This window comes from Teichococcus globiformis (assembly GCF_042646265.1).
Lineage (GTDB): Bacteria > Pseudomonadota > Alphaproteobacteria > Acetobacterales > Acetobacteraceae > Pseudoroseomonas > Pseudoroseomonas globiformis.
Genome location: NZ_JBHRTN010000018.1, coordinates 454,612 through 473,407 on the forward strand (window position 1 = coordinate 454,612; position 18,796 = coordinate 473,407).

Annotated in this window: 21 protein-coding genes; 16 read left to right on the forward strand and 5 right to left on the reverse strand. The window is 69.0% G+C overall.

Annotated elements, in window-relative coordinates:
- Nucleotides 1-21 precede the first annotated feature (21 nt).
- The 13 genes from rfaD to ACFOD4_RS16465 all read left to right on the forward strand — a co-directional run bounded on the left by rfaD (nucleotide 22) and on the right by ACFOD4_RS16465 (nucleotide 12,244).
- Nucleotides 22-1,014, forward strand: a complete 993-nt coding sequence (rfaD, locus tag ACFOD4_RS16405; RefSeq protein WP_379598117.1) for an ADP-glyceromanno-heptose 6-epimerase — start codon at nucleotides 22-24, stop codon at nucleotides 1,012-1,014.
- Nucleotides 1,014-1,823 (forward strand): prolipoprotein diacylglyceryl transferase, encoded by an 810-nt coding sequence (gene lgt, locus ACFOD4_RS16410; protein WP_379598119.1) that lies wholly within the window; start codon nucleotides 1,014-1,016, stop codon nucleotides 1,821-1,823. Before rfaD ends, lgt begins: the two co-directional genes overlap by 1 nt.
- Nucleotides 1,820-2,836 (forward strand): class I SAM-dependent methyltransferase, encoded by a 1,017-nt coding sequence (locus tag ACFOD4_RS16415; protein ID WP_379598121.1) that lies wholly within the window; start codon nucleotides 1,820-1,822, stop codon nucleotides 2,834-2,836. The genes lgt and ACFOD4_RS16415 overlap by 4 nt, the downstream gene beginning before the upstream one ends.
- Nucleotides 2,833-3,603, forward strand: coding sequence for a peptidoglycan editing factor PgeF (pgeF, locus tag ACFOD4_RS16420; protein ID WP_379598123.1), 771 nt, complete (start codon nucleotides 2,833-2,835; stop codon nucleotides 3,601-3,603). Before ACFOD4_RS16415 ends, pgeF begins: the two co-directional genes overlap by 4 nt.
- A gap of 70 nt (nucleotides 3,604-3,673) precedes the next feature.
- On the forward strand, nucleotides 3,674-4,651 hold the full coding sequence (locus tag ACFOD4_RS16425; protein ID WP_379598125.1) for a hypothetical protein: 978 nt from the start codon (nucleotides 3,674-3,676) through the stop codon (nucleotides 4,649-4,651).
- Nucleotides 4,652-4,903: 252 nt separating this feature from the next.
- Nucleotides 4,904-5,836, forward strand: a complete 933-nt coding sequence (locus ACFOD4_RS16430; protein WP_379598127.1) for a ribose-phosphate pyrophosphokinase — start codon at nucleotides 4,904-4,906, stop codon at nucleotides 5,834-5,836.
- Between the two features lie 143 nt (nucleotides 5,837-5,979).
- Nucleotides 5,980-6,600, forward strand: a complete 621-nt coding sequence (locus ACFOD4_RS16435) for a glutathione S-transferase family protein (RefSeq protein WP_379598129.1) — start codon at nucleotides 5,980-5,982, stop codon at nucleotides 6,598-6,600.
- Complete coding sequence (locus ACFOD4_RS16440) at nucleotides 6,600-7,169, forward strand: histidine phosphatase family protein (RefSeq protein WP_379598131.1); 570 nt, start codon at nucleotides 6,600-6,602, stop codon at nucleotides 7,167-7,169. Before ACFOD4_RS16435 ends, ACFOD4_RS16440 begins: the two co-directional genes overlap by 1 nt.
- 272 nt (nucleotides 7,170-7,441) lie before the next feature.
- Nucleotides 7,442-8,086, forward strand: coding sequence for a 50S ribosomal protein L25/general stress protein Ctc (locus tag ACFOD4_RS16445; RefSeq protein ID WP_379598133.1), 645 nt, complete (start codon nucleotides 7,442-7,444; stop codon nucleotides 8,084-8,086).
- 15 nt (nucleotides 8,087-8,101) lie between these two features.
- Entirely contained in the window at nucleotides 8,102-8,674 is a 573-nt protein-coding gene (gene pth / locus ACFOD4_RS16450; RefSeq protein ID WP_379598135.1) for an aminoacyl-tRNA hydrolase, read from the forward strand.
- Nucleotides 8,675-8,677: 3 nt separating this feature from the next.
- A complete protein-coding gene (locus ACFOD4_RS16455; RefSeq protein WP_379598137.1) occupies nucleotides 8,678-9,094 on the forward strand; it encodes a hypothetical protein in 417 nt (138 codons plus the stop codon).
- 66 nt (nucleotides 9,095-9,160) lie between these two features.
- Nucleotides 9,161-10,255 (forward strand): redox-regulated ATPase YchF, encoded by a 1,095-nt coding sequence (ychF, locus tag ACFOD4_RS16460; protein ID WP_379598139.1) that lies wholly within the window; start codon nucleotides 9,161-9,163, stop codon nucleotides 10,253-10,255.
- 159 nt (nucleotides 10,256-10,414) lie between these two features.
- A complete protein-coding gene (locus ACFOD4_RS16465; RefSeq protein WP_379598141.1) occupies nucleotides 10,415-12,244 on the forward strand; it encodes an ATP-binding protein in 1,830 nt (609 codons plus the stop codon).
- 19 nt (nucleotides 12,245-12,263) lie between these two features.
- Here ACFOD4_RS16465 and ACFOD4_RS16470 read toward each other — a convergent pair whose 3' ends face one another.
- On the reverse strand, nucleotides 12,264-12,458 hold the full coding sequence (locus ACFOD4_RS16470) for a DUF4169 family protein (protein WP_379598142.1): 195 nt from the start codon (nucleotides 12,456-12,458) through the stop codon (nucleotides 12,264-12,266).
- Between the two features lie 71 nt (nucleotides 12,459-12,529).
- Between ACFOD4_RS16470 and ACFOD4_RS16475 the strand changes: the two genes are divergently transcribed.
- Together ACFOD4_RS16475 and ACFOD4_RS16480 are read left to right on the forward strand one after the other, a co-directional pair.
- Nucleotides 12,530-13,195, forward strand: a complete 666-nt coding sequence (locus tag ACFOD4_RS16475) for a dienelactone hydrolase family protein (protein WP_379598144.1) — start codon at nucleotides 12,530-12,532, stop codon at nucleotides 13,193-13,195.
- Complete coding sequence (locus tag ACFOD4_RS16480; RefSeq protein WP_379598146.1) at nucleotides 13,192-13,353, forward strand: hypothetical protein; 162 nt, start codon at nucleotides 13,192-13,194, stop codon at nucleotides 13,351-13,353. The genes ACFOD4_RS16475 and ACFOD4_RS16480 overlap by 4 nt, the downstream gene beginning before the upstream one ends.
- Nucleotides 13,354-13,358: 5 nt before the next feature.
- Here ACFOD4_RS16480 and ACFOD4_RS16485 read toward each other — a convergent pair whose 3' ends face one another.
- Nucleotides 13,359-14,579: an MFS transporter gene (locus ACFOD4_RS16485; protein ID WP_379598148.1), complete on the reverse strand. Its 1,221-nt coding sequence runs from the start codon at nucleotides 14,577-14,579 to the stop codon at nucleotides 13,359-13,361.
- 161 nt (nucleotides 14,580-14,740) lie between these two features.
- On the opposite strand from ACFOD4_RS16485, the gene ACFOD4_RS16490 reads away from it, so the two are divergent.
- Nucleotides 14,741-15,532: a 2OG-Fe dioxygenase family protein gene (locus ACFOD4_RS16490; protein ID WP_379598150.1), complete on the forward strand. Its 792-nt coding sequence runs from the start codon at nucleotides 14,741-14,743 to the stop codon at nucleotides 15,530-15,532.
- Between the two features lie 9 nt (nucleotides 15,533-15,541).
- Here the strand turns inward: ACFOD4_RS16490 and ACFOD4_RS16495 are convergent, their stop codons facing one another.
- The 3 genes from ACFOD4_RS16495 to ACFOD4_RS16505 all read right to left on the reverse strand — a co-directional run bounded on the left by ACFOD4_RS16495 (nucleotide 15,542) and on the right by ACFOD4_RS16505 (nucleotide 18,709).
- The gene (locus ACFOD4_RS16495) at nucleotides 15,542-16,345 is read right to left on the reverse strand and encodes an ABC transporter ATP-binding protein (protein ID WP_379598152.1); all 804 of its coding nucleotides are present in this window, start codon (nucleotides 16,343-16,345) and stop codon (nucleotides 15,542-15,544) included.
- Nucleotides 16,342-17,403: a FecCD family ABC transporter permease gene (locus tag ACFOD4_RS16500; RefSeq protein WP_379598153.1), complete on the reverse strand. Its 1,062-nt coding sequence runs from the start codon at nucleotides 17,401-17,403 to the stop codon at nucleotides 16,342-16,344. The genes ACFOD4_RS16495 and ACFOD4_RS16500 overlap by 4 nt, the downstream gene beginning before the upstream one ends.
- 217 nt (nucleotides 17,404-17,620) lie before the next feature.
- A complete protein-coding gene (locus ACFOD4_RS16505; protein ID WP_379598155.1) occupies nucleotides 17,621-18,709 on the reverse strand; it encodes a S1C family serine protease in 1,089 nt (362 codons plus the stop codon).
- Nucleotides 18,710-18,796 lie beyond the last annotated feature (87 nt).

The following is an 18,796-nucleotide window of genomic DNA, read 5'->3' on the forward strand; positions in this document are numbered from 1 at the left end:
AGATGAGGAGGTTCCACACCCATGTATCTGGTCACGGGGGGCGCGGGTTTCATCGGCTCCAATCTTGTCGCGGCACTGTGCGAGCGCGGCGCCGAGGTGCTGGTCTGCGACCGGTTGCGCGCCGGCGACCCGGGGCGGGAGAAGTGGCGCAACATCGCCCACCACAACATCGCCGGCATTCTGCCGCCCGACCAGCTCTGGGACTGGCTGGCGGAACAGCCGAAGCCCGAGGCGATCTTCCACCTCGGCGCCGTCAGCGACACCACCGTGCGTGACGGGGATGCGGTGGCGGAAAACAACCTGTCCCTGACCCTCCAGCTCTGGTCCTGGTGCGCGCGCAACGGGGTGCGGCTGATCTACGCCTCTTCCGCGGCAACCTACGGCGATGGCGGCCACGGCTTCGAGGACGATGCCTCACCGCAATTCCTGTCCCGTTTGCGGCCTCTCAACCTTTATGGCTGGTCGAAGCATGCCACCGACCGGCGTGTGGCCGACCTGCTGGCCCGCGGCAGCGCCGCCCCGCCGCAATGGGCAGGGCTGAAGTTCTTCAACGTCTATGGCCCGAACGAGCACCACAAGGGCCGCATGGCCAGCGTGGTGCTGCACAAGTTCCGCCAGATCATGACCGGCGCGCCGGCCACTCTGTTCCGCTCCGATCGCGAGGGCATCGCCGATGGCGAGCAACTGCGCGACTTCATCCACGTGGATGACTGCGTCGGCATCATGCTGTGGCTGCTGGACAACCCACAGATTTCCGGCCTGTTCAACGCCGGCACCGGCACCGCCCGGTCCTTTCTGGACCTGACCAACGCCATCTACACGGCGCTGGGCAAGTCGCCGGACATCGCCTTCATGGAAATGCCGGCCGACCTGCAGGGCAAGTACCAATATTTCACGCAGGCCCGCATGGACCGGCTGCGGGAGGCCGGGTTTGCCGCAAACCCGACCCCGCTGGAGGACGGCGTGCGGCGCTATGTGCAGGATTTCCTGATGGCCGAGGACCCGTATCGCTGATGCTCCTCGCTATCCCGTTTCCCGCCATCGACCCGGTGCTGGTGCAGATCGGCCCCTTCGCCATCCGATGGTATGCCCTGGCCTACATCGCCGGCATTGTTGTTGGCTGGCGGCTGATGCGGCGGCTGGTTGTGCTCGGCCCCGTTGCCGCCACGCGCGAGCAGGTGGATGACTTTGTCACCTGGGCCGTGCTGGGCGTCATCCTGGGCGGGCGGCTCGGCTATGTGCTGTTCTACCAGACCGACCATTATCTCTCGGCCCCCTGGGAGGCGCTGTATCTCTGGCGCGGCGGCATGTCCTTCCATGGCGGCGCGGCGGGGGTGATCCTCGCCATCATCCTGTTCTGCCGCCGGCAGGGACTGTCCATCCTGCGCTTCGGCGACCGGCTGACGGCGGTGGTGCCGATCGGGCTGTTCTTCGGCCGGGTCGCCAACTTCATCAATGGCGAGCTGTGGGGTCGCGTCACGGACGTGCCCTGGGCCATGGTGTTCCCCCATGCAGGCCCCGAGCCGCGCCACCCGAGCCAGCTCTACCAGGCGACGATGGAGGGGCTGATCCTGTTCGTGCTGCTGCAGTTCATTGTTCGCATCCCGCCGCTGCGCGCCCGTGAAGGCTTCACCGCCGGCGCCTTTCTGGCAGGCTATGGCGTGGCTCGGCTGGTGGGCGAAATGTTCCGCCAGCCGGATGCGCAGCTCGGCTTCCTGTGGGGCGGCGCGACCATGGGGCAGCTTCTGTCGGTTCCCATGGTGCTGGTGGGCGTCGCGCTCATGGTGCGGGCCAGGCCGGCGCCGCAGCGGGCTGCCGCATGACGGAGGGCGCGGAGGGGCCGGAACGCCTCGACCGCTTCATGGCCCGCGCCGCGGCGGCCTATTACGCCGGGCGCGACCCCTTCGGCGCGGCCGGCGACTTCACCACCTCGCCCGAGATCAGCCAGGCCTTCGGCGAATGCCTCGGCCTCTGGACGGCGGTGGTGTGGCAGGCGATGGGCCGGCCCGACCCTGTGCTGCTGGTGGAACTGGGGCCGGGGCGCGGCACGCTGATGGCCGATGCGCTGCGCGCCATTGGCGGCGTGATGCCGGCTTTCCGCGCCGCGCTCCGGCTGCATCTGGTGGAGCAGAGCCCGGCGCTGCGGGAGGCTCAGGCGTCGCGGCTCGCGGAGGCAACACCGCAATGGCATGACGATCTTGCCGCCCTGCCCCCGGGCCCGGCGCTGATCCTGGGCAATGAAATTCTCGACGCACTTCCGATCCGGCAGTTTGTCCGCCGCGGTCACCGCTGGACCGAGCGCTTTGTCCAGAATGGCGCCTTCGCGGAGTTCGAGGCCGGGCCGGCGCCATCCCTGCCGCCGGAAGCCCCGGAGGGCGCGGTGCAGGAAATCTCGGAGCCCGCCCGCGCCATGGCTGCGGCGCTCGGGGCGCGGCTGGCGGCCCAGGGCGGCGCGGCGCTGTTCCTGGATTATGGCCCGGCCCGCAGCGGACTGGGCGACAGCCTGCAGGCATTGCGTCAGCACCGGCGCGCCGATCCCCTGGAGCCGCCCGGCAGCGCGGACATCACCGCGCATGTGGATTTCCAGGCAGTGGCCGAGGCAGCGCGTGCCGCCGGCGCCGCCACGCACGGTCCGGTGCCCCAAGGCCTGTTTCTGCAATCCCTGGGCCTGGTGACCCGCGCTGCCATGCTGGCCCGCGCCCATCCCGCCTCCGCGGGGCACCAGCTTTCGGCCGCGCAGCGCCTGATCGCGCCCGAAGGGATGGGACGTCTGTTCAAGGCGCTGGCGCTTTGCCACCCTGCCCTGACCTCACTGCCTGGTTTCGAGACGCCATGACCGCCGAATTCCTGACCGCCGATCCGCTTTCCGGGCTGCCGCACGGCTTCTTCACCCGGCGTGGCGGCGTGTCCATGGGCGGCTTCGCCTCCCTGAACTGCTCGCTGTCGGGGCAGGACGATCCCGGACGGGTCGTGATCAACCGAAGCCGCGCCATGGAGGCGATCGGGCTTTCCGCCGCAGCCTTGTCCAGCGCCTACCAGGTCCATGGAATCGAGGTGGCGGAGGTGACGGCGCCCATTCCCAACGATGCCCGGCCAAAGGCCGACGCGCTGGTGACCAGGGTGCCGGGGCTGGCGCTGGGCATTGTCACCGCCGATTGTGGCCCGGTGCTGTTCGCCGACCGGAAGGCAGGCGTTGTGGCGGGCGCCCATGCCGGCTGGCGCGGCGCCGTGGCCGGCGTGCTGGAGGCGGTGCTGGAGGCGATGGAGAAGCTGGGAGCGCAGCGCGCGGACATCACGGCCGTGGTCGGCCCCTGCATCCGGCAGAACAGCTACGAGGTCGGCGCCGACCTGCGCGACGCGGTGCTGGAGGGCAATGAAGCCGCCAACCGCTTCTTCATGAGTGGCCGTCGGCCCGGCCACTGGCAGTTCGATCTTCCGGGCTATTGCGCCGCGCGGCTGGTGGCGGCGGGGGCGGGCCTGGTGGGCGTGATCGCCGCCGACACCTTCGCGGAGCCGGACCGGTTCTTCAGCCACCGCCGCCGCACGCTGAACGGCGAGGGACCGATCGGTCACCAGCTCTCGGCCATCGCGCTGCCCGGCTGAGGACGGCGCGTCATGCCCTACATGATCATGTTCTTTGTTCTGATGTTTCTCACCCTGCTGGTGTCCTGCTTTGCCCTGGTCTGACCTCGCCCGCCGCCTGTTGCTGCCCGTTCTCCTGCTGCTTGCCACGGGCTGCGTCGATCTGCGCCCCTATGCCGGCCAGCCAGGGGGCGCCGCGCCGCAGCTCGCCCTGCCGCCCGCCTACCGCATCGCCGTACCGGTGCCCGACGGCGCGGGACTCGGCCCGCAGGAGGCAGCGGGCTATGCTGCGCTCATGGCGGAAGCACTGGTGGCGACGGAAATCCCCGCCTCCGCCATCGAGGGCAATCCGCTGGACTGGAAGCTCGCCCTGGCGGCCGAGCCGCGCGGCGCGCAGGTGGTGCCGCTGTACACGCTGCGCGACGCGGATGGCGCCTCGCTGGGCCAGGCGGAGGGCCAGCCCGTGCCCGCCCGCGCCTGGGCAGCCGCCGACCTGACGCTGCTGAAGACCGTGGCCCGGCGCGACGCGCCGCAGGTTGCGAAGCTGCTCGGTCAGGTGGAGGCGAGCCGCAAGGCCAGCGATCCCGCCGCTCTGGCCGGTCAGGGCCCGATCAAGGTTCGGCTCGCCGGGGTGCGAGGCGCGCCCGGTGACGGCAACACCAGCCTCAATACGCGGCTGGGCGATTTCCTGACCCGGCTCGGCTACTTGCCACAGAACACGGCCGAAGGCGCGACCTATGCAGTGCAGGGCGTGGTCGAGGCCGTGAACGTGCCGGACAACAAGCAGCGGATCGAGTTGCAATGGATCGTTTCGCGCCGCGACGGCTATGAGCTGGGACGGGTGGTGCAGCTGAACGAGGTGCCGCGCGGCACGTTGAACGGCTTGTGGGGCGATGTGGCCTATGTGGCTGCCGAGCAAGCGGCGTCGGGCGTCAAGCAGGTGCTGGACAACGCCATCAACGCGCCTCCCGAGCAACCTGCCGCCGCTGCGCGGAGCGAGGGCGATCCCCCGCCGCCACCGCCTGCGCCCCCTGCAGCCACCCAGCCCTCGCGGCGCGCGGCACGCTGAGCCTGCTAGGGGACCTCCCACCCCCTGGAGGTCCGCTCCGGCGAAAATGGCCACCAAACTTCGCGCCACGGGGGAGAGCCGGGCAACCAGCCGGGTGCCAACCCCGCCCTTGGGCATTGCCGCACCGCGCAGCGTTCATGACGCGGCGTGGGAGGGCGATAGACATGGCACCGTCACGTTGGTAACACGCGCCGAATTCCTCTGCCGGGCCCGCATCCCCCACGGTCCCGCCGCCCGGAGACGCCGCGCCCCATGAAGATCGTCGCCTGCAACAGCAACCGCCCGCTCGCCGAGGCGGTTGCCGCCGCGCTGAACCTGCCGCTCACCCAGGCTTCCATCCGCCGCTTCGCGGATATGGAAGTGTTCGTGGAGATCCACGAGAATATCCGTGGCGAGGATGTGTTCGTTGTTCAGAGCACCTCCTATCCGGCGAACGACAACCTGATGGAGTTGCTGATCACGCTGGACGCGCTGAAGCGCTCCTCGGCGCGGCGCATCACGGCGGTGCTGCCCTATTTCGGCTATGCGCGGCAGGACCGGAAGTCCGGCCCCCGCACCCCGATCTCTGCCAAGCTGGTGGCCAACCTGATCACCGAGGCCGGCGCCGACCGCGTGCTGACGCTCGACCTGCATGCCGGGCAGATCCAGGGTTTCTTTGATATTCCGGTCGATAACCTTTTTGCCGCGCCGCTGTTCTCCCGCGACATCCTGGAACACTACAAGGGCCGCGACCTGATGGTGGTCTCCCCCGATGTTGGCGGCGTGGTGCGCGCCCGTGCGATTGCCGCACGGCTGCACACCGACCTGGCCATCATCGACAAGCGCCGCCCCCGTGCCGGCGTGTCCGAGGTGATGAACGTGATCGGCGACGTGGAAGGCCGGGACTGCATCCTGGTTGATGACATCGTCGATTCCGGCGGCACGCTGTGCAACGCCGCCGAAGCCCTGCTGAAGAACGGAGCCCGCTCCGCCAGCGTTTATGTCACCCACGGCGTGTTCTCCGGCGGTGCCGTGGCACGCATCGGCGCCGCGCCGATCGAGCGCATGGTGGTGACGGACAGCATCCAGGCCACGGAAGCGGTGCGGGTGTCCTCCAATATCCGCCAGCTGACCATCGCCCCTCTGCTGGCCGAGGCGGTGCGCCGCATCTCCGAGGAAAGCTCGGTTTCCACGCTGTTCAACTGAGATGACCCAGGCCGTTGGGCGGGCTGCCTGGCCTGCGGCCAGCACCCGCCCTGCAGCAGTCTCCCGAAGGCCCCTTGCGCCGGACAGGGGCGGCGCCGATGCTCCGCGTCCAGGCCGTGACCGGCCCTGACTGGAGAGAAGCCATGAAGCTGTACTATGCCCCCGGCACCTGCTCCCTCGGCATCCACGTGATCCTGGAGGAGGTGGGCTCGCCCTTCGAACTGGCCCGCTTGTCGCTCCAGTCCGGCGACCACAAGAAGCCCGACTTCACCGCGGTGAATCCGAAATCCAAGGTGCCGACCCTGCAGCGGGACGATGGCTCCGTGCTGACCGAATGGCCCGCCATCGCTTACTGGCTGGCGGCGACCAACCCGGGCGCCGGGCTGTGGCCGGGCGATCCTGCCGAGCAGACCCGTGCGCTGGAAGCCATGGATTTCATTGTTGGCACGCTGCACGGTCACGCCTTTTCGCGCCTGTTCAACCAGGGCAAATACGCGCCCAGCGAGGCCGACCACCCCAAGGTGATCGAGCAGGGGCGCGCCATGGTTGCCGCTGCCTACGCCGAGATCGAGCGCAAATGGGAGGGCGATCCCTGGCTGCTGGCCTCGGGCTACTCGGTGGCCGACGCGGCGCTGTTCTACGTCACGCTCTGGGCGAGGAAGTTCGGCGTGGACCTGCCGCCAAAGGTCGCGAAGCATTGGGAGGCCATGCTGGCCCGCCCCGCGGTGCAGCGCGCCATGAAGACCGAGGGACTTGCTGCCTGATGCCGCTGACCGAGACGCCCTTCTGGTATCTGCGCCATGGCGAAACAGACTGGAACGCCCGCGGACTGTCCCAGGGCAATGTGGACATCCCGCTGAACCCCGTAGGCGTGGCCCAGGCCGAGCGGGCGGCTCGCGCTTTGGCGGGAAAGCAGATCGCCACCATCGTTTCCTCCCCCCTGTCCCGCGCCCGCGACACGGCAGAGGCGGCGGCGGCCGTGCTGGGGCAGCCGGTCCAGATCCACGAGGATCTGCGTGAAGTGTCCTTCGGTGTGCAGGAAGGCCAGGAAATGTCCGGCTGGTTCGACGACTGGGTGGAAGGGCGCTTTACTCCCGAAGGCGGCGAAAGCTTCGCTGCCCTTCGGGAGCGCACCGTGCGCGCGATCAATGAATGCCTGGCACAGCCCGGGCCGGTGCTGATCGTGGCGCATGGCGCGGTTTGGCGTGCCTTTCGCGCCGAAGCGGGGCTGCCGGCCAATGTGCGCACCCCCAATGCCTTGCCCATGTGGGTCACGCCACCGGCTCCCGGCGAGCAGGCCTGGCGTTTCGACGCGCTGGCGCTTCCGGACTGACCCGGCGGCGCCCCGCCTGCCCGACGAGGCCCTCGCGGAAGGATGCTGGGGTTGGCCAAGCCGGTGGGAACGGCGCCTCGCGGCATCGCCACCCTGCGTGCCGGCTGTCACAAGGCTCGTGGCTGTTGCCTTGGTCCCGCGGATGCCGTATTGCCCGCCGCTGCGCTGGCACCCCTGGAGGCCGGCGCAACTGTTTTCGGGCAGCCGCCCGAGAACAGGTTTCTCGGAATTGGCGCCCGGAAGGGCGCCCCTAACTCAGTTGGAGCCAAGCAATGGTCCAGACCATTCGGATCGAGGGCGAGGCGCGCGAGTTGGCCGGTAAGGGGGCGGCGCGCGCGACTCGGAGGACGGGGCGTGTCCCCGCGGTCATCTACGGCGCGAAGCAGGAGGCGACGATGCTGTCGCTCGACCCGCGCGACGTGATGAAGGAGCTGCACAAGGGCGGCTGGCAGTCCCACCTCTATGAGGTGGCCGTGGCTGGTGGCAAGACCGAGCGCTGCCTGATGCGCGACGTCCAGTTCCATCCCGTTAAGGACACCCCGCTGCACGTGGACTTCCAGCGCTTGGCGCAGGGTCAGCTGATCCGGGTGAAGGTGCCGGTGACGTTCCTGAACGAGGAGAACGCGCCGGGCGTGAAGGAAGGCGGCGTGCTGAACGTCGTCCGCCGTGACCTCGAGGTCCTGTCCGACCCCGACCAGGTGCCGGATCAGTTCGAGATCGACCTGTCCGAAGCCAACATCGGCGACAGCGTCCGCTGGTCCAACGTGCTGGACCACAAGGGCACCAAGCCGGTGATCGTCGGCCGCGACTTCGTGGTGGCGACCATCGCGCCGCCGACGGTCGAGGAAGAGATCGTCGTCCAGGCCGCCCCGACCCCTGCCCCCGAGGCGAAAGGCAAGGGCAAGGGCAAGAAGTAAGAAGGTATCGGATCGGTGCTGCTCTGGGTCGGCCTCGGCAACCCCGAGCCGGGCCAGGCGCGGCACCGGCACAATATCGGCTTCTTGGCGCTCGACGCCATTGCCTCGCGCCACGGCTTCACACCGTGGCGCAGCCGCTACAAGGGGGTGGTGGCCGAAGGCCATCTCGGCGGCACCAAGGTCATGCTGCTGAAGCCGCAGACCTACATGAACCTCTCTGGCGAAAGCGTTCAGCCCGCCGCGGCCTTCCACAAGATTCCGCTCTCCGACATCACCGCCTTTCATGACGAGCTGGATCTGGCGCCCGGCCGCATCCGCGTGAAGCAGGGTGGCGGCGCCGCCGGCCATAATGGCTTGCGCGATATGGACCGCCGCCTGGGTGCACCCGATTACTGGCGCGTGCGCCTCGGCATCGGCCATCCCGGCATGAAGGAGAAGGTGACCGGCCATGTGCTGGGCAATTTCGCCAAGGTGGACACCTGGGTGGAACCCATGCTGGATGCGGTGGCGGATGCGGCCCCTCTTCTCGCCCGTGGCGAGCGGGAGGCGTTCATGACCCGCGTGGCCTTGCTGACCCAGGAGAAGTAGACGATGGCGATGGAAGAAGTGGCGGCGGCGGAACTGGCTGCCGAGTTCGGCGGCCCTGGCCCCGAGGACCTCGCCAATGGCGCAGCCGCCCTGGCGGCCGGGCTTCTGGCCCAGGCACAAAGCTTTGCCACCACTGCCGCCGCGCTGGAAAGCAGCGATACCGGCCACCAGGGCGCCATCGAGGCATCCGCGGCGCGTGCCTCGCTGGCCCTGGCCATGGCACAGGCCGTGTCGGAGGCCGCGCCGCCCGCCCGCGCCGGGCTGATCGCGGCGGCGGCCAAGTCGCTCGACGTTTCCGTCGGCGGAGCCGTGACCCAGATTCGCGCCGCCGCCCTTTCCCTGCCGACGGACGATGCGGCGGCCCGCATCGCTGCGGCGCAGATCGCCCAGGAAATCGCGGCCGTGCTCGGCGCGGCCTGAACATCCCCCTTGCCGCGGCGGGCCCCGAGCCCGCCCGGCCGCACTGCATTCTTCGAGGACCGGCTCATGGGCTTCAATTGCGGAATCGTCGGGCTGCCGAATGTCGGCAAGTCGACCCTGTTTAACGCGCTGACGCAGACCGCCGCCGCCCAGGCCGCCAACTATCCCTTCTGCACCATCGAGCCCAATGTGGGCCGTGTCGCGGTGCCGGACCGGCGTCTCGACACCATCGCAAAGATCGGCAAGTCGGCCAAGATCGTGCCGACCAGCCTGGAATTCGTCGACATTGCCGGCTTGGTCCGCGGCGCCTCGCGCGGCGAAGGGTTGGGCAACCAGTTCCTCGGCAATATCCGCGAATGCGACGCCATCGTGCATGTGCTGCGCTGCTTCGAGGATGATGACATCACCCATGTCGAGGGCAGCGTGGACCCGATCCGCGACGCCGACACCATCGAGACCGAGCTGATGCTGGCCGACATGGACAGCCTCGAGAAGCGCCAGGCGGGACTGCAGAAGAAGGCACGCGGCGGCGACAAGGAAAGCGCCGCGCAGCTCGTGCTGATGGAACCGATTTTGGCCGGGCTGCGGGAAGGCCGGCCCGCCCGCGCCTCCATTCCCAAGGGGGAGGAGGAAGCAGCACGCCGCCTGCAGCTGCTGACCTCCAAGCCCGTGCTCTACGTCTGCAACGTGGAGGAGGCATCCGCGGGCACCGGCAACGCGCAGAGCCAGCGCGTCTTTGCCCGAGCCGAGGCCGAGGGTGCGCGTGCCGTGGTGGTTTCCGCCGCCATCGAGGCCGAGATCAGCCAGATGGACGAGGCTGACCGGGGCGAGTTCCTGGAAGGGCTGGGCCTGTCCGATTCGGGGCTCGACCGCATCATCGCCGCCGGATACGGGCTGCTCGGCCTGCTGACCTACTTCACGGTCGGTCCCAAGGAGGCCCGTGCCTGGACCATCATCAAGGGCATGAAGGCGCCGCAGGCCGCCGGCGTGATCCATGGCGATTTCGAGCGCGGCTTCATCGCGGCCGAAACCATTGCCTATGACGACTATGTGGCGCTGGGCGGCGAGCAGGCTGCCAAGGAAGCTGGCAAGGCACGGGTCGAGGGTAAGGAGTACACCGTCAAGGATGGCGACATCATGCTGTTCCGCTTCAACGTGTAACTCTACGCTCCCTGCAATCCGTTTTAGTTTCGCAGCAAGATAATTCGCTCTAAGGTTGAGTTGCGCGGGTCGTCAGACTGCGCCGCCGGGGCAAAAGCGCTCCGGTGACGCTCAATCCATGCCCTGTTGCGGGTGTGGTTCACGCCAGGCCCACCCAGATTGACCCTCGACAGCGCTACCTTGCTGATCGTCAGCACCCTCATCAGCATCATGCTCGGCGCCTTGTGGGTCGGGCTCTCGCTGGACCGGCAGCGCACGCCTGGCCTGTGCGAATGGGGGCTGGCGCTGATCTCCGCCGGACTCGGCAGCCTTGTCCTTGGTCTGCGCGGGCTTGCGCCGGACTGGGTGTCGATCGATGCCGGCAATGCCCTGATCCTGCTGGCGACGGGCTTCGCCTGGGTGGGTGCGCGCCGCTTCGACGGCCGCCCGGCTTATTGGTGGATGCTGCTGTTGACGCCGCTGATCTGGCTGATCGCCCGCCGGCTGCCGGTGATGCAGCCCCTCGAAGCGCGTATCTTCCTCACCTCTCTTCTGGCCGCGCCCGTCATGCTGGCCTGCGCCGTGGAGTTCCTGCGCAGCCGCGCGGAATCGCCCGCCTTCCGCCGCCTTCTGGCCGCCTCCTTCGCCCTGCACGCGACGCTGATCCTGATGCGCGTTCCCGCTGTGCTGATCATGCCGGAATGGAGCAGCAGCACCGGGCTGCCCACGCATCCGCTGTTCCAGCTGATCCTGCTGGAATCGCTGCTGCATGGGGTCGTGACGAGCTTTGCCCTGATGGTGCTGTTCCGCGAGCGGGGAGAGCGGCGGGCCATGGCCGGCATTGCCGCGGCCCGGGACGAGGCCGAGCGGGCCAATGCGGCCAAGTCGCGCTTCATGGCGCGGATGAGCCACGAGTTGCGCACGCCGCTGAACGGTGTTCTCGGCCTTTCGGACGCATTGGCCGCGCGGCGTGACCTGCCGCCCCCGGTGCGCGAACAGGTGCAGGTGATCGGCCAGGCGGGCCGCCACCTGCTGGCGCTGGTCAACGACATCCTGGACATCGGCATGGTGGAAGCGGGACGGGTGACCCTGCACCGCGGCATCGTGCCCCTGCGCCCCTTGCTGGAGGATGCGATGGCGCTGCTATCGCCCGAGGCGGAGCGCAAGCGTCTGGAGTTGCGGCTGGAGGTCGATCCGGGCTGTCCGGCGGCGCTGGAAGGCGATGCCCGGCGGTTGCGGCAGATCCTGCTCAACCTCCTGGGCAATGCGGTGAAGTTCACCCCGGAGGCTGGCCGGGCGAGTCTGGCCGCCAGGCCAGGGCTCGATGGTGGATTGGTGCTGGAGATTACCGACAACGGCCCCGGCATTCCACGGGCGCAGCGCGCCTTGTTGTTCAGGGAGTTCACGCGCCTCATGCCGGAAAACAGTTCCGCCGAAGGGCACGGGCTGGGGCTGGCCATCACCGCACGGCTGGTGTCGGCCATGGGCGGCTCGATTGGCTACGAGGATGGGCCAGACGGTACCGGTAGCCAGTTCTGGGTGCGGCTGAACCTGCCGGAAGCCAAGCTGCCGGAACCTGCCGAGATGCCGGCGGCGGCAGTTGGCCCCGCGCGGCGCATCCTGGTGGTGGACGATGTCGCGGTGAACCGGCTCGTGGTGCAGGCCCTGCTGCAGGGTAGCGGGCATGAGGTCCAACAGGCGGAAAGCGGCGAGGCCGCGCTGTCGCTGCTGGAGCGGCAGGGCCTGGATCTGATTCTGCTGGACGTACAGATGCCGGGCCTGGGCGGGCTCGAGACCGCGCGCCTGATCCGTGCGGCGGAGGCCGCAGATCCCACGCGCCCCCGCCTGGCCATCCTGGCCCTCACGGGAAGCGATGGTGAAGAAGAGCACGAGGCCTGCCGCGCAGCGGGCATGGACGGGGTTCTGGTCAAGCCGATGGGACGCACCGGCCTGCTGGCGGCCATCCGCGGCGCGGCAGTTTCGCCTCCGGCCGGAGTTCTGGCGGATTAAGAGGGTCGGATCGGCAGGGTCAGCCGCGCGGCAGGGTTTCCGGCTCCTGCCGCACACCATCCAGCAGGGCGTTGCGGCGTGCCTCAGCCTCGGCATCACGGGCACGTTCCGCCTTCGTGCGACCAAATTTATCGCGATTCGCGGCGGCCTGCCGGGCCTCCGCTTCCCGCACGGCCTGCTTGCGGCGTCGGTTGAGGTTGACGATTTCTGCCATACGCCGAGGATAGGCCGAACCCGCCCGGACGGGAACCATTCCGGGGGCCCGGATGCTGTGGAGGCAACGCCATGCAGATCGAACTCGCCGCGGCCGATGGCCACCGACTTTCCGCCTGGCGAGAAGGGCCGCGCGATGCCCGTCGCGCACTGGTGGTGGTGCAGGAAATATTTGGCGTGAACCGTCACATGCGGCACGTCTGCAGCGAGTTCGCCGCGCGTGGCTTCGCCGTTATCTGTCCCGCCCTGTTCGACCGGGTCGAGCCCGGGGTCGAGCTGGGCTATGCCGAGGCGGATGTGAAGCGCGGCATTGCGCTGCGTGGCCGGATCGATCCCGGCGCCACGCTGCTCGACATCGAGGCTGCCGCCATTGCCCTCCCCTCCACAGCCCGGCGGGCCATCGTCGGCTATTGCTGGGGCGGCACGGTGGCTTGGCATGGCGCAACGCGCAGCCAGTGTTTCCGGGCGGCCATCGGATACTACGGCGGCGGCATCGCGGCGGCACGGGAGGAGGTGCCGAGTTGCCCGACACAGCTGCATTTCGGCGCCGAGGATCACGGCATCCCGCTTCGCGATGTTGAGGCGGTGAAGGCGGCGCGGCCCGAGGTTGAGGTGTTTGTGTATGCGGGCGCGGGACATGGCTTCGCCTGTGAGGAGCGTGCCTCCTTCCACCCGGCTGCGACCGAGCAAGCGCTGGCGCGAAGCCTGGACTTTCTGGACAGGAATCTTGGCCAATGAGCTACATCCTCGCCGCCGGCATTGCGCTCGGATTGCTGGCCCTGCTGACCTTCGGCGGCATCGGCGAATTCGACGCGCCGCCGATCCTGATGTTTGCCCTTCTCGCCTTGGGCGCCGTCGTCATGGCCTTCCGCGGCCGCAAGCCGGACGACCGGTAGAGCGGCTACTCGGCCGGGGCGGCGGCCCAAAGTTCGGGCCGCAGTTCTTCCTGCCGGTCAGGGAAGAACAGGGCGCAGAGCAGGGTGACGCAGGCAAAGGCTCCCAGCACCAGCAGCGTCAGCGACAGGTTGCCTGTTGCCTCATGCAGCAGGCCGATCAGGGGCGACGCGGCTGCCGCCCCCAGGAAGCCCACAAAGAAGCGGATGGAGTACAGCTTCACCCGCAGCGGCGGTGCGATGTAGCGGGCAGTCATCGTCTCGTTCACCGTCACCTGGCCGAAGATCGAGGCCGCCAGCACTGCCGCCACCGGTAGCACCAGCCAGCCCTGCACCACCGCCAGCGCCAGCATTGCCGGCACCTGCACCAGCGCCATCGGCAGGAAAACCCGCCGCAGCGTGGTGCGATCGATCATCCGCCCGACCGTGAACTGGGTGAGGCCGCCACAGATCGTGACACCGAAGGCCAGCATGCCGATGACCGGAAGAAGATCCGGGCTGCCGGCCAGGCGCTCCTCCATCAGCTTGGGCAGCAGCAGGGTGAAAGCGTTGAACACCAACCCCGAAGCCGCAGCGATCGACAGCAGCACGATCACCGCCCGGCGCACCACGGTGCGCGGAATTGTCGGAAAGGGTTTGGCGCCAGCCGTGCCGGCACTGGTATCGGGCGCCGGCTCCCGCGCATACAGCAGGCCAAGTGCCATGCAGACCAGCCCGGGCAGCAGAAAGGCCCAGCGCCAGCCGAGCCCCACTGCCAGCAACGCCGTCACCACCGGCGCCAACGCCACACCCAGATTGCCGAAGACGCCGTTGATGCCGACGGCGCGGCCGACGCTGTCGCCCGCCGCCTCCACCAGCATGGCGGTGCCGATCGGGTGGTAGATGGCGGAAAACGCGCCCATGCCGGCCATCGCGATGGCCAGCGACCAGGCGGAGGTGGTCAGCCCCGCCAGCGCCATGCAGGCTCCGGTGCCCAGGAAAAAGGCCAACATCATCCGATGGCGCCCGAAGCGCGCCGCGAACCACCCCATCGGCAGGGAGCCCACGCCGTACAGAACAAACATGCCCGTGCCGAGCGCCAGCACCGGCCCGTAATCGGCTCCGAACCGGCCACCATCCTGCGCCACCAGGCTCAGCACCGCGGTGGCCAGGATCAGCAGGCTGAAATGGGTGATGGAATGGGCGGCGTTGATGAAGAAGACCTGCCGCGTGGCGGGCTGCATGGGCATGGTTTTTGTTTCCCCCGGAACAGAAGCTTAGACCCTGCATCACGCGCGCGGCCAGGGTTCCGGGCAACCCTGCCATGATGCGGCGGGATGACCGCACTCTTCCGCTTGCCCAAAGAGGGGTCCATGCTGCCTGGTTCAACCGCTTGCTGCAGGGACCCCCCATGCACCACGCCGATCCCGCCGACGCCTGCTCGGCTACGCCGGGCCACTCCGAGGCCGGCATCCTTCGCGCCAGGACGGGCGACACGATCGGTGGGCAAGGATATGCCGCGCTGAACGCGGACGCCGCACGCACCGCCTTTGACGTCGGCGGCGCAGGCAGCCTATCCGGCGCAGCCTGGTCAGCCTTCGCCGCCAGCTGGGACAATCTGCGGCCGGATGAGTTCATGGCCGACAAGGGCCGCTACCGATTGCGCCGCCACGCTGTCTGGCGGCTGGAGCCGGGCGATCCCTCCCCCCGGCGCGCACCGCATCAGCCACATTACCAGAGCCTGAACAACAATCCGCTAAATGGCGGCGTGCAGCGCTGGTTCGCCCCCGTCGATGACGCGGTGGCGAAAGGACCAGCGTTGGACGCTCTGCTGTGCGGTGCGCGCAGCGTCTTCGACCGTCTGGTGCCTGGCGCGGTCTGGCATGTCGAAGCGCACCAGTTCCGCATCCAGGCCCGTGCGGATGAAGCCGGCAAGCCAACGCCCGAGGGCATGCACCGCGACGGGGTGGACTACGTGATGGTGACGCTGATCGGCCGGGAGAATGTGGCGGGCGGCGTCACCGCCATCCGCATCGATGGGCAGGAAGGAGAAGCCGCCAGCTTCACCCTGACGGAGCCGCTGGACAGCGTGCTTCTGGACGACCGCCGGGTTTGGCATGGGGTGACGCCGGTGGTGCCGCTGGATGCGGCGCGCGAGGGGCATCGCGACGTGCTGGTGCTGACCTTCCGGCGCCTGGAATGAAGCCCCGCCTCATCCCGCCAGCGGCGTATCCGCCAGCACCTGCAGATGGCCGAGCGAACACCGCTCCACCCGCGCCGAGACACCATAGACCTCGGCCAGCAGATCCGGCGTCAGCGTCGCTTCCGGCGCGCCCTCGGCGCGGACATGGCCTTCGCTCAGCACCACCACATGGTCGGCGAAGCGCGCGGCCAGGGCGAGGTCGTGCACCACCAGCACGGTGACCAGGTCGTGCTCCACCGTTAGCGCCTGCACCAGCTGCATCACCGCGAGCTGGTAGCGCAGGTCGAGCGCCGAGGTCGGCTCATCCAGCAGCAGCACTTCCGGCTGGCGCACCAGCGCCTGGGCAAGGCCGGCCATCTGCCGCTGCCCCCCCGAAAGACGGTCCAGCCCGGTTAACGCCAGATGGGCGATGCCCAACCGCTCCAGCAGCGCCACCGCACGGTCGGTGGCCGCCTTGGCGGTCAGTCCCACGCTGGGCACGCCGCTCCCCATGCCGGGCGGACTGGCGCGCAGGGCCCCCACCAGCGTTTCCAGCACCGTCAGCGCCACGCCTTGCGGAATGGTTTGCGGCATGTAGGCGATGTGGCGCGCGCGGTGTTCCAGCGAGCGGCCCACCATCTCCTGCCCGTTCAGCCGGACCGAGCCGCGCGCCGGCAGCAGCCCCGCCAGCCCACGCAGCAGGGTGGACTTGCCAGCGCCGTTCGGCCCCAGCAGAGCGGTGATGTGCCCGCCTGTGAGGGGCTCCACATGCGCATCCTTCAGGATCGTGCGGCGGCCATAACCCAGCGTCAGCCCCTCGATCTCGAGCTTCATGCCTGCCGCCCCCGCGTGAAGACCAGTGCGATGAAGACCGGCACGCCGACCAGCGCCGTGACGATGCCGATCGGGATCAGCAGGCCGGGCACCAGCATCTTGCTGGCGACGGAGGAAAGGGAGAGAAGCAGCGCGCCGCACAGCGCGGCGGCGGGCAGGAAGAAGCGGTGATCCTCCCCCACCAGCAGCCGCGCGGCATGTGGCCCGACCAGCCCGACAAAGCCGATCGTGCCGACAAAGGCGACCGAAACTCCGGAAAGCAGCGAAACACGCAGCAGCGCGGCGTTGCGCAGCCTGTTGGCATCAACACCGAAGGACAGGGCCCGCTCCTCCCCCAGGCGCAGCGCCGTCAGCTTCCAGGCGGCGCGGGCGCTGAAGGGGATGCAGATGGCGAGCGCCAGGGCCATGACGCCGATCTTCGGCCAGTTGGCACGCGCCAGGCTGCCCATGGTCCAGAAGACGAGCTGCTGCAGCGCCTGCTCGGTGGCGATGAACTGCAGCAGCGCCACCGCCGCGTTGAAGGCAAAGACCAGGGCGATGCCGAACAGCACCAGCGCCTCGACCCCGGCGCCGCGCAGGCGGGACAGCAGGCGCAGCAGCAGAACGGACAGGAAGGCGAACAGGAAGGCGTTGCCCGACAACAGCCAGCTTTGCGGGATCCATGGCACGCCAACACCCAGCACAATGGCCAGCGCCGCGCCCAGGGACGCTGCCGAGGACACGCCAAGGGTGAAGGGGCTGGCCAGCGGATTGTTCAGCACCGTCTGCATCTCGGCGCCCGCCAGGGCCAGGCCGGCGCCCACCAGCACAGCCATCACCGCATAGGGCAGCCGCACATCCAGCACGATCACGGAAACCGGGCCAGTAGCGGCGGAAGGGTTCAGCAGCACTCCCACCACATCCGACAGGCCGAGCCGCGAAGGACCGGTCGCGACGTCCAGCAGCAGAGAGCCCAGCAGCAGCAAGGCCAGCACCGCCAGCACGGCCGAGCGCCGCAGCACCAAACCACGATACCCGATGGCGGCCTCATGCTCCGTGGCAAGGGCGGTGTCACTCACGGGCGGTGCCGCGCGGGGCTTGGAGCTGCGTCAAGGACGGGGGTGTTCCTGCTCAGGAGGTGCTGCGTCGGCAATCCATAATCATTCGCAATTGCGGAACCAAGCCCTTATCGGACCACCCTGCTCCGCAAGTTGCGCAGGGCCGGCTCTGCCGCGTGAAGCAGCGACAAGCGCCGCACCCGCCGGTTGTGGGATGGTGGGTCGTAGCCCTTTCCCGTCAGCCGGCCCCGGCTGGCCGGCGGCCGACTTGCACGGCCAATTCCCGCGCGCGCCCCTCGCGCACCAAGCTCATGCGCACTGTCTGCCCTGGTGGCGTGCCTGCAACACTGCGGATCAGGGCACGGGAGGTTTCAACCCGTTCGCCGTTCAGCGCCGTGACGATGTCGCCGGGACGCAGGCCTGCACGGGCGGCGGGACTGCCGCGCTCCACATTCTGGACCTGGACCCCACGTCCCCGCCCGGGCGCTCCGCCGCCCGCCGCTTCGTCGCCCACATCCTGCACAGCGACGCCGAGCCAGCCGCGCTCCACCCGCCCATCGCGACGGAGCTGCTCGATCACTCCGCGCGCCAGGTCGGAGGGAGTGGCAAAACCGATGCCCGCCGAGGCGCCGGAGGGCGAGTAGATAGCGGTGTTGATGCCGATCACCTCGCCCGAGGCGTTGAACAGCGGTCCCCCAGAATTGCCCGGGTTGATGGCGGCGTCGGTCTGGATGAAGTCGTCGAACGGTCCGGCACCGATCTCGCGCCCGCGTGCCGAGACGATGCCCGAGGTCACGGTGCCGCCCAGGCCGAAGGGATTGCCCGCTGCAAGCACCCACTGCCCCACCCGCACCGAACCCGAGGCGCCCCAGGGCACGGCGGTCAGCGCGGCCCGAGCCTCCACCCGCAGCAAGGCGAGATCGGTCAGTTCATCCGTGCCGACCACCCGGGCCGGCAACTCGGTGCCATCCTGCAGGGCGACCACCACCCGCGCCGCATTGCCGACCACGTGGTTGTTGGTGACGATGAAGCCGGCCGGATCGATCACGAAGCCGGAGCCGGCGCCCTGCACCTGCTGGCGCCCGCGGCGTTCGCGGAAATATCGCTCGAACGGGGTGCCGCGCAGTTCTGGCGGGATCTGTGTGGTGGTCTGCTCCGACATCACGGCGATGTTGACCACCGCCGGCAGCACCTGTTCGGCCAGGTCGGCGAAGTCGGGCACGGTGTTGCGGCCCCATTGCGCCTGTACGGGGGCGGGGGCGGTGCAGCCGGCCAGAACGGTCAGGCCGGCCAAGCCCAGCATGACGGAGCGTCGGGAAGCAGGCATCGGGGCAGCATTCCTTTATCCGGCGGCCGGCAGCACCGGCGTCATCACCTCGGTGGAGAATATAGGATATCGCGGCGCAAAAACGGA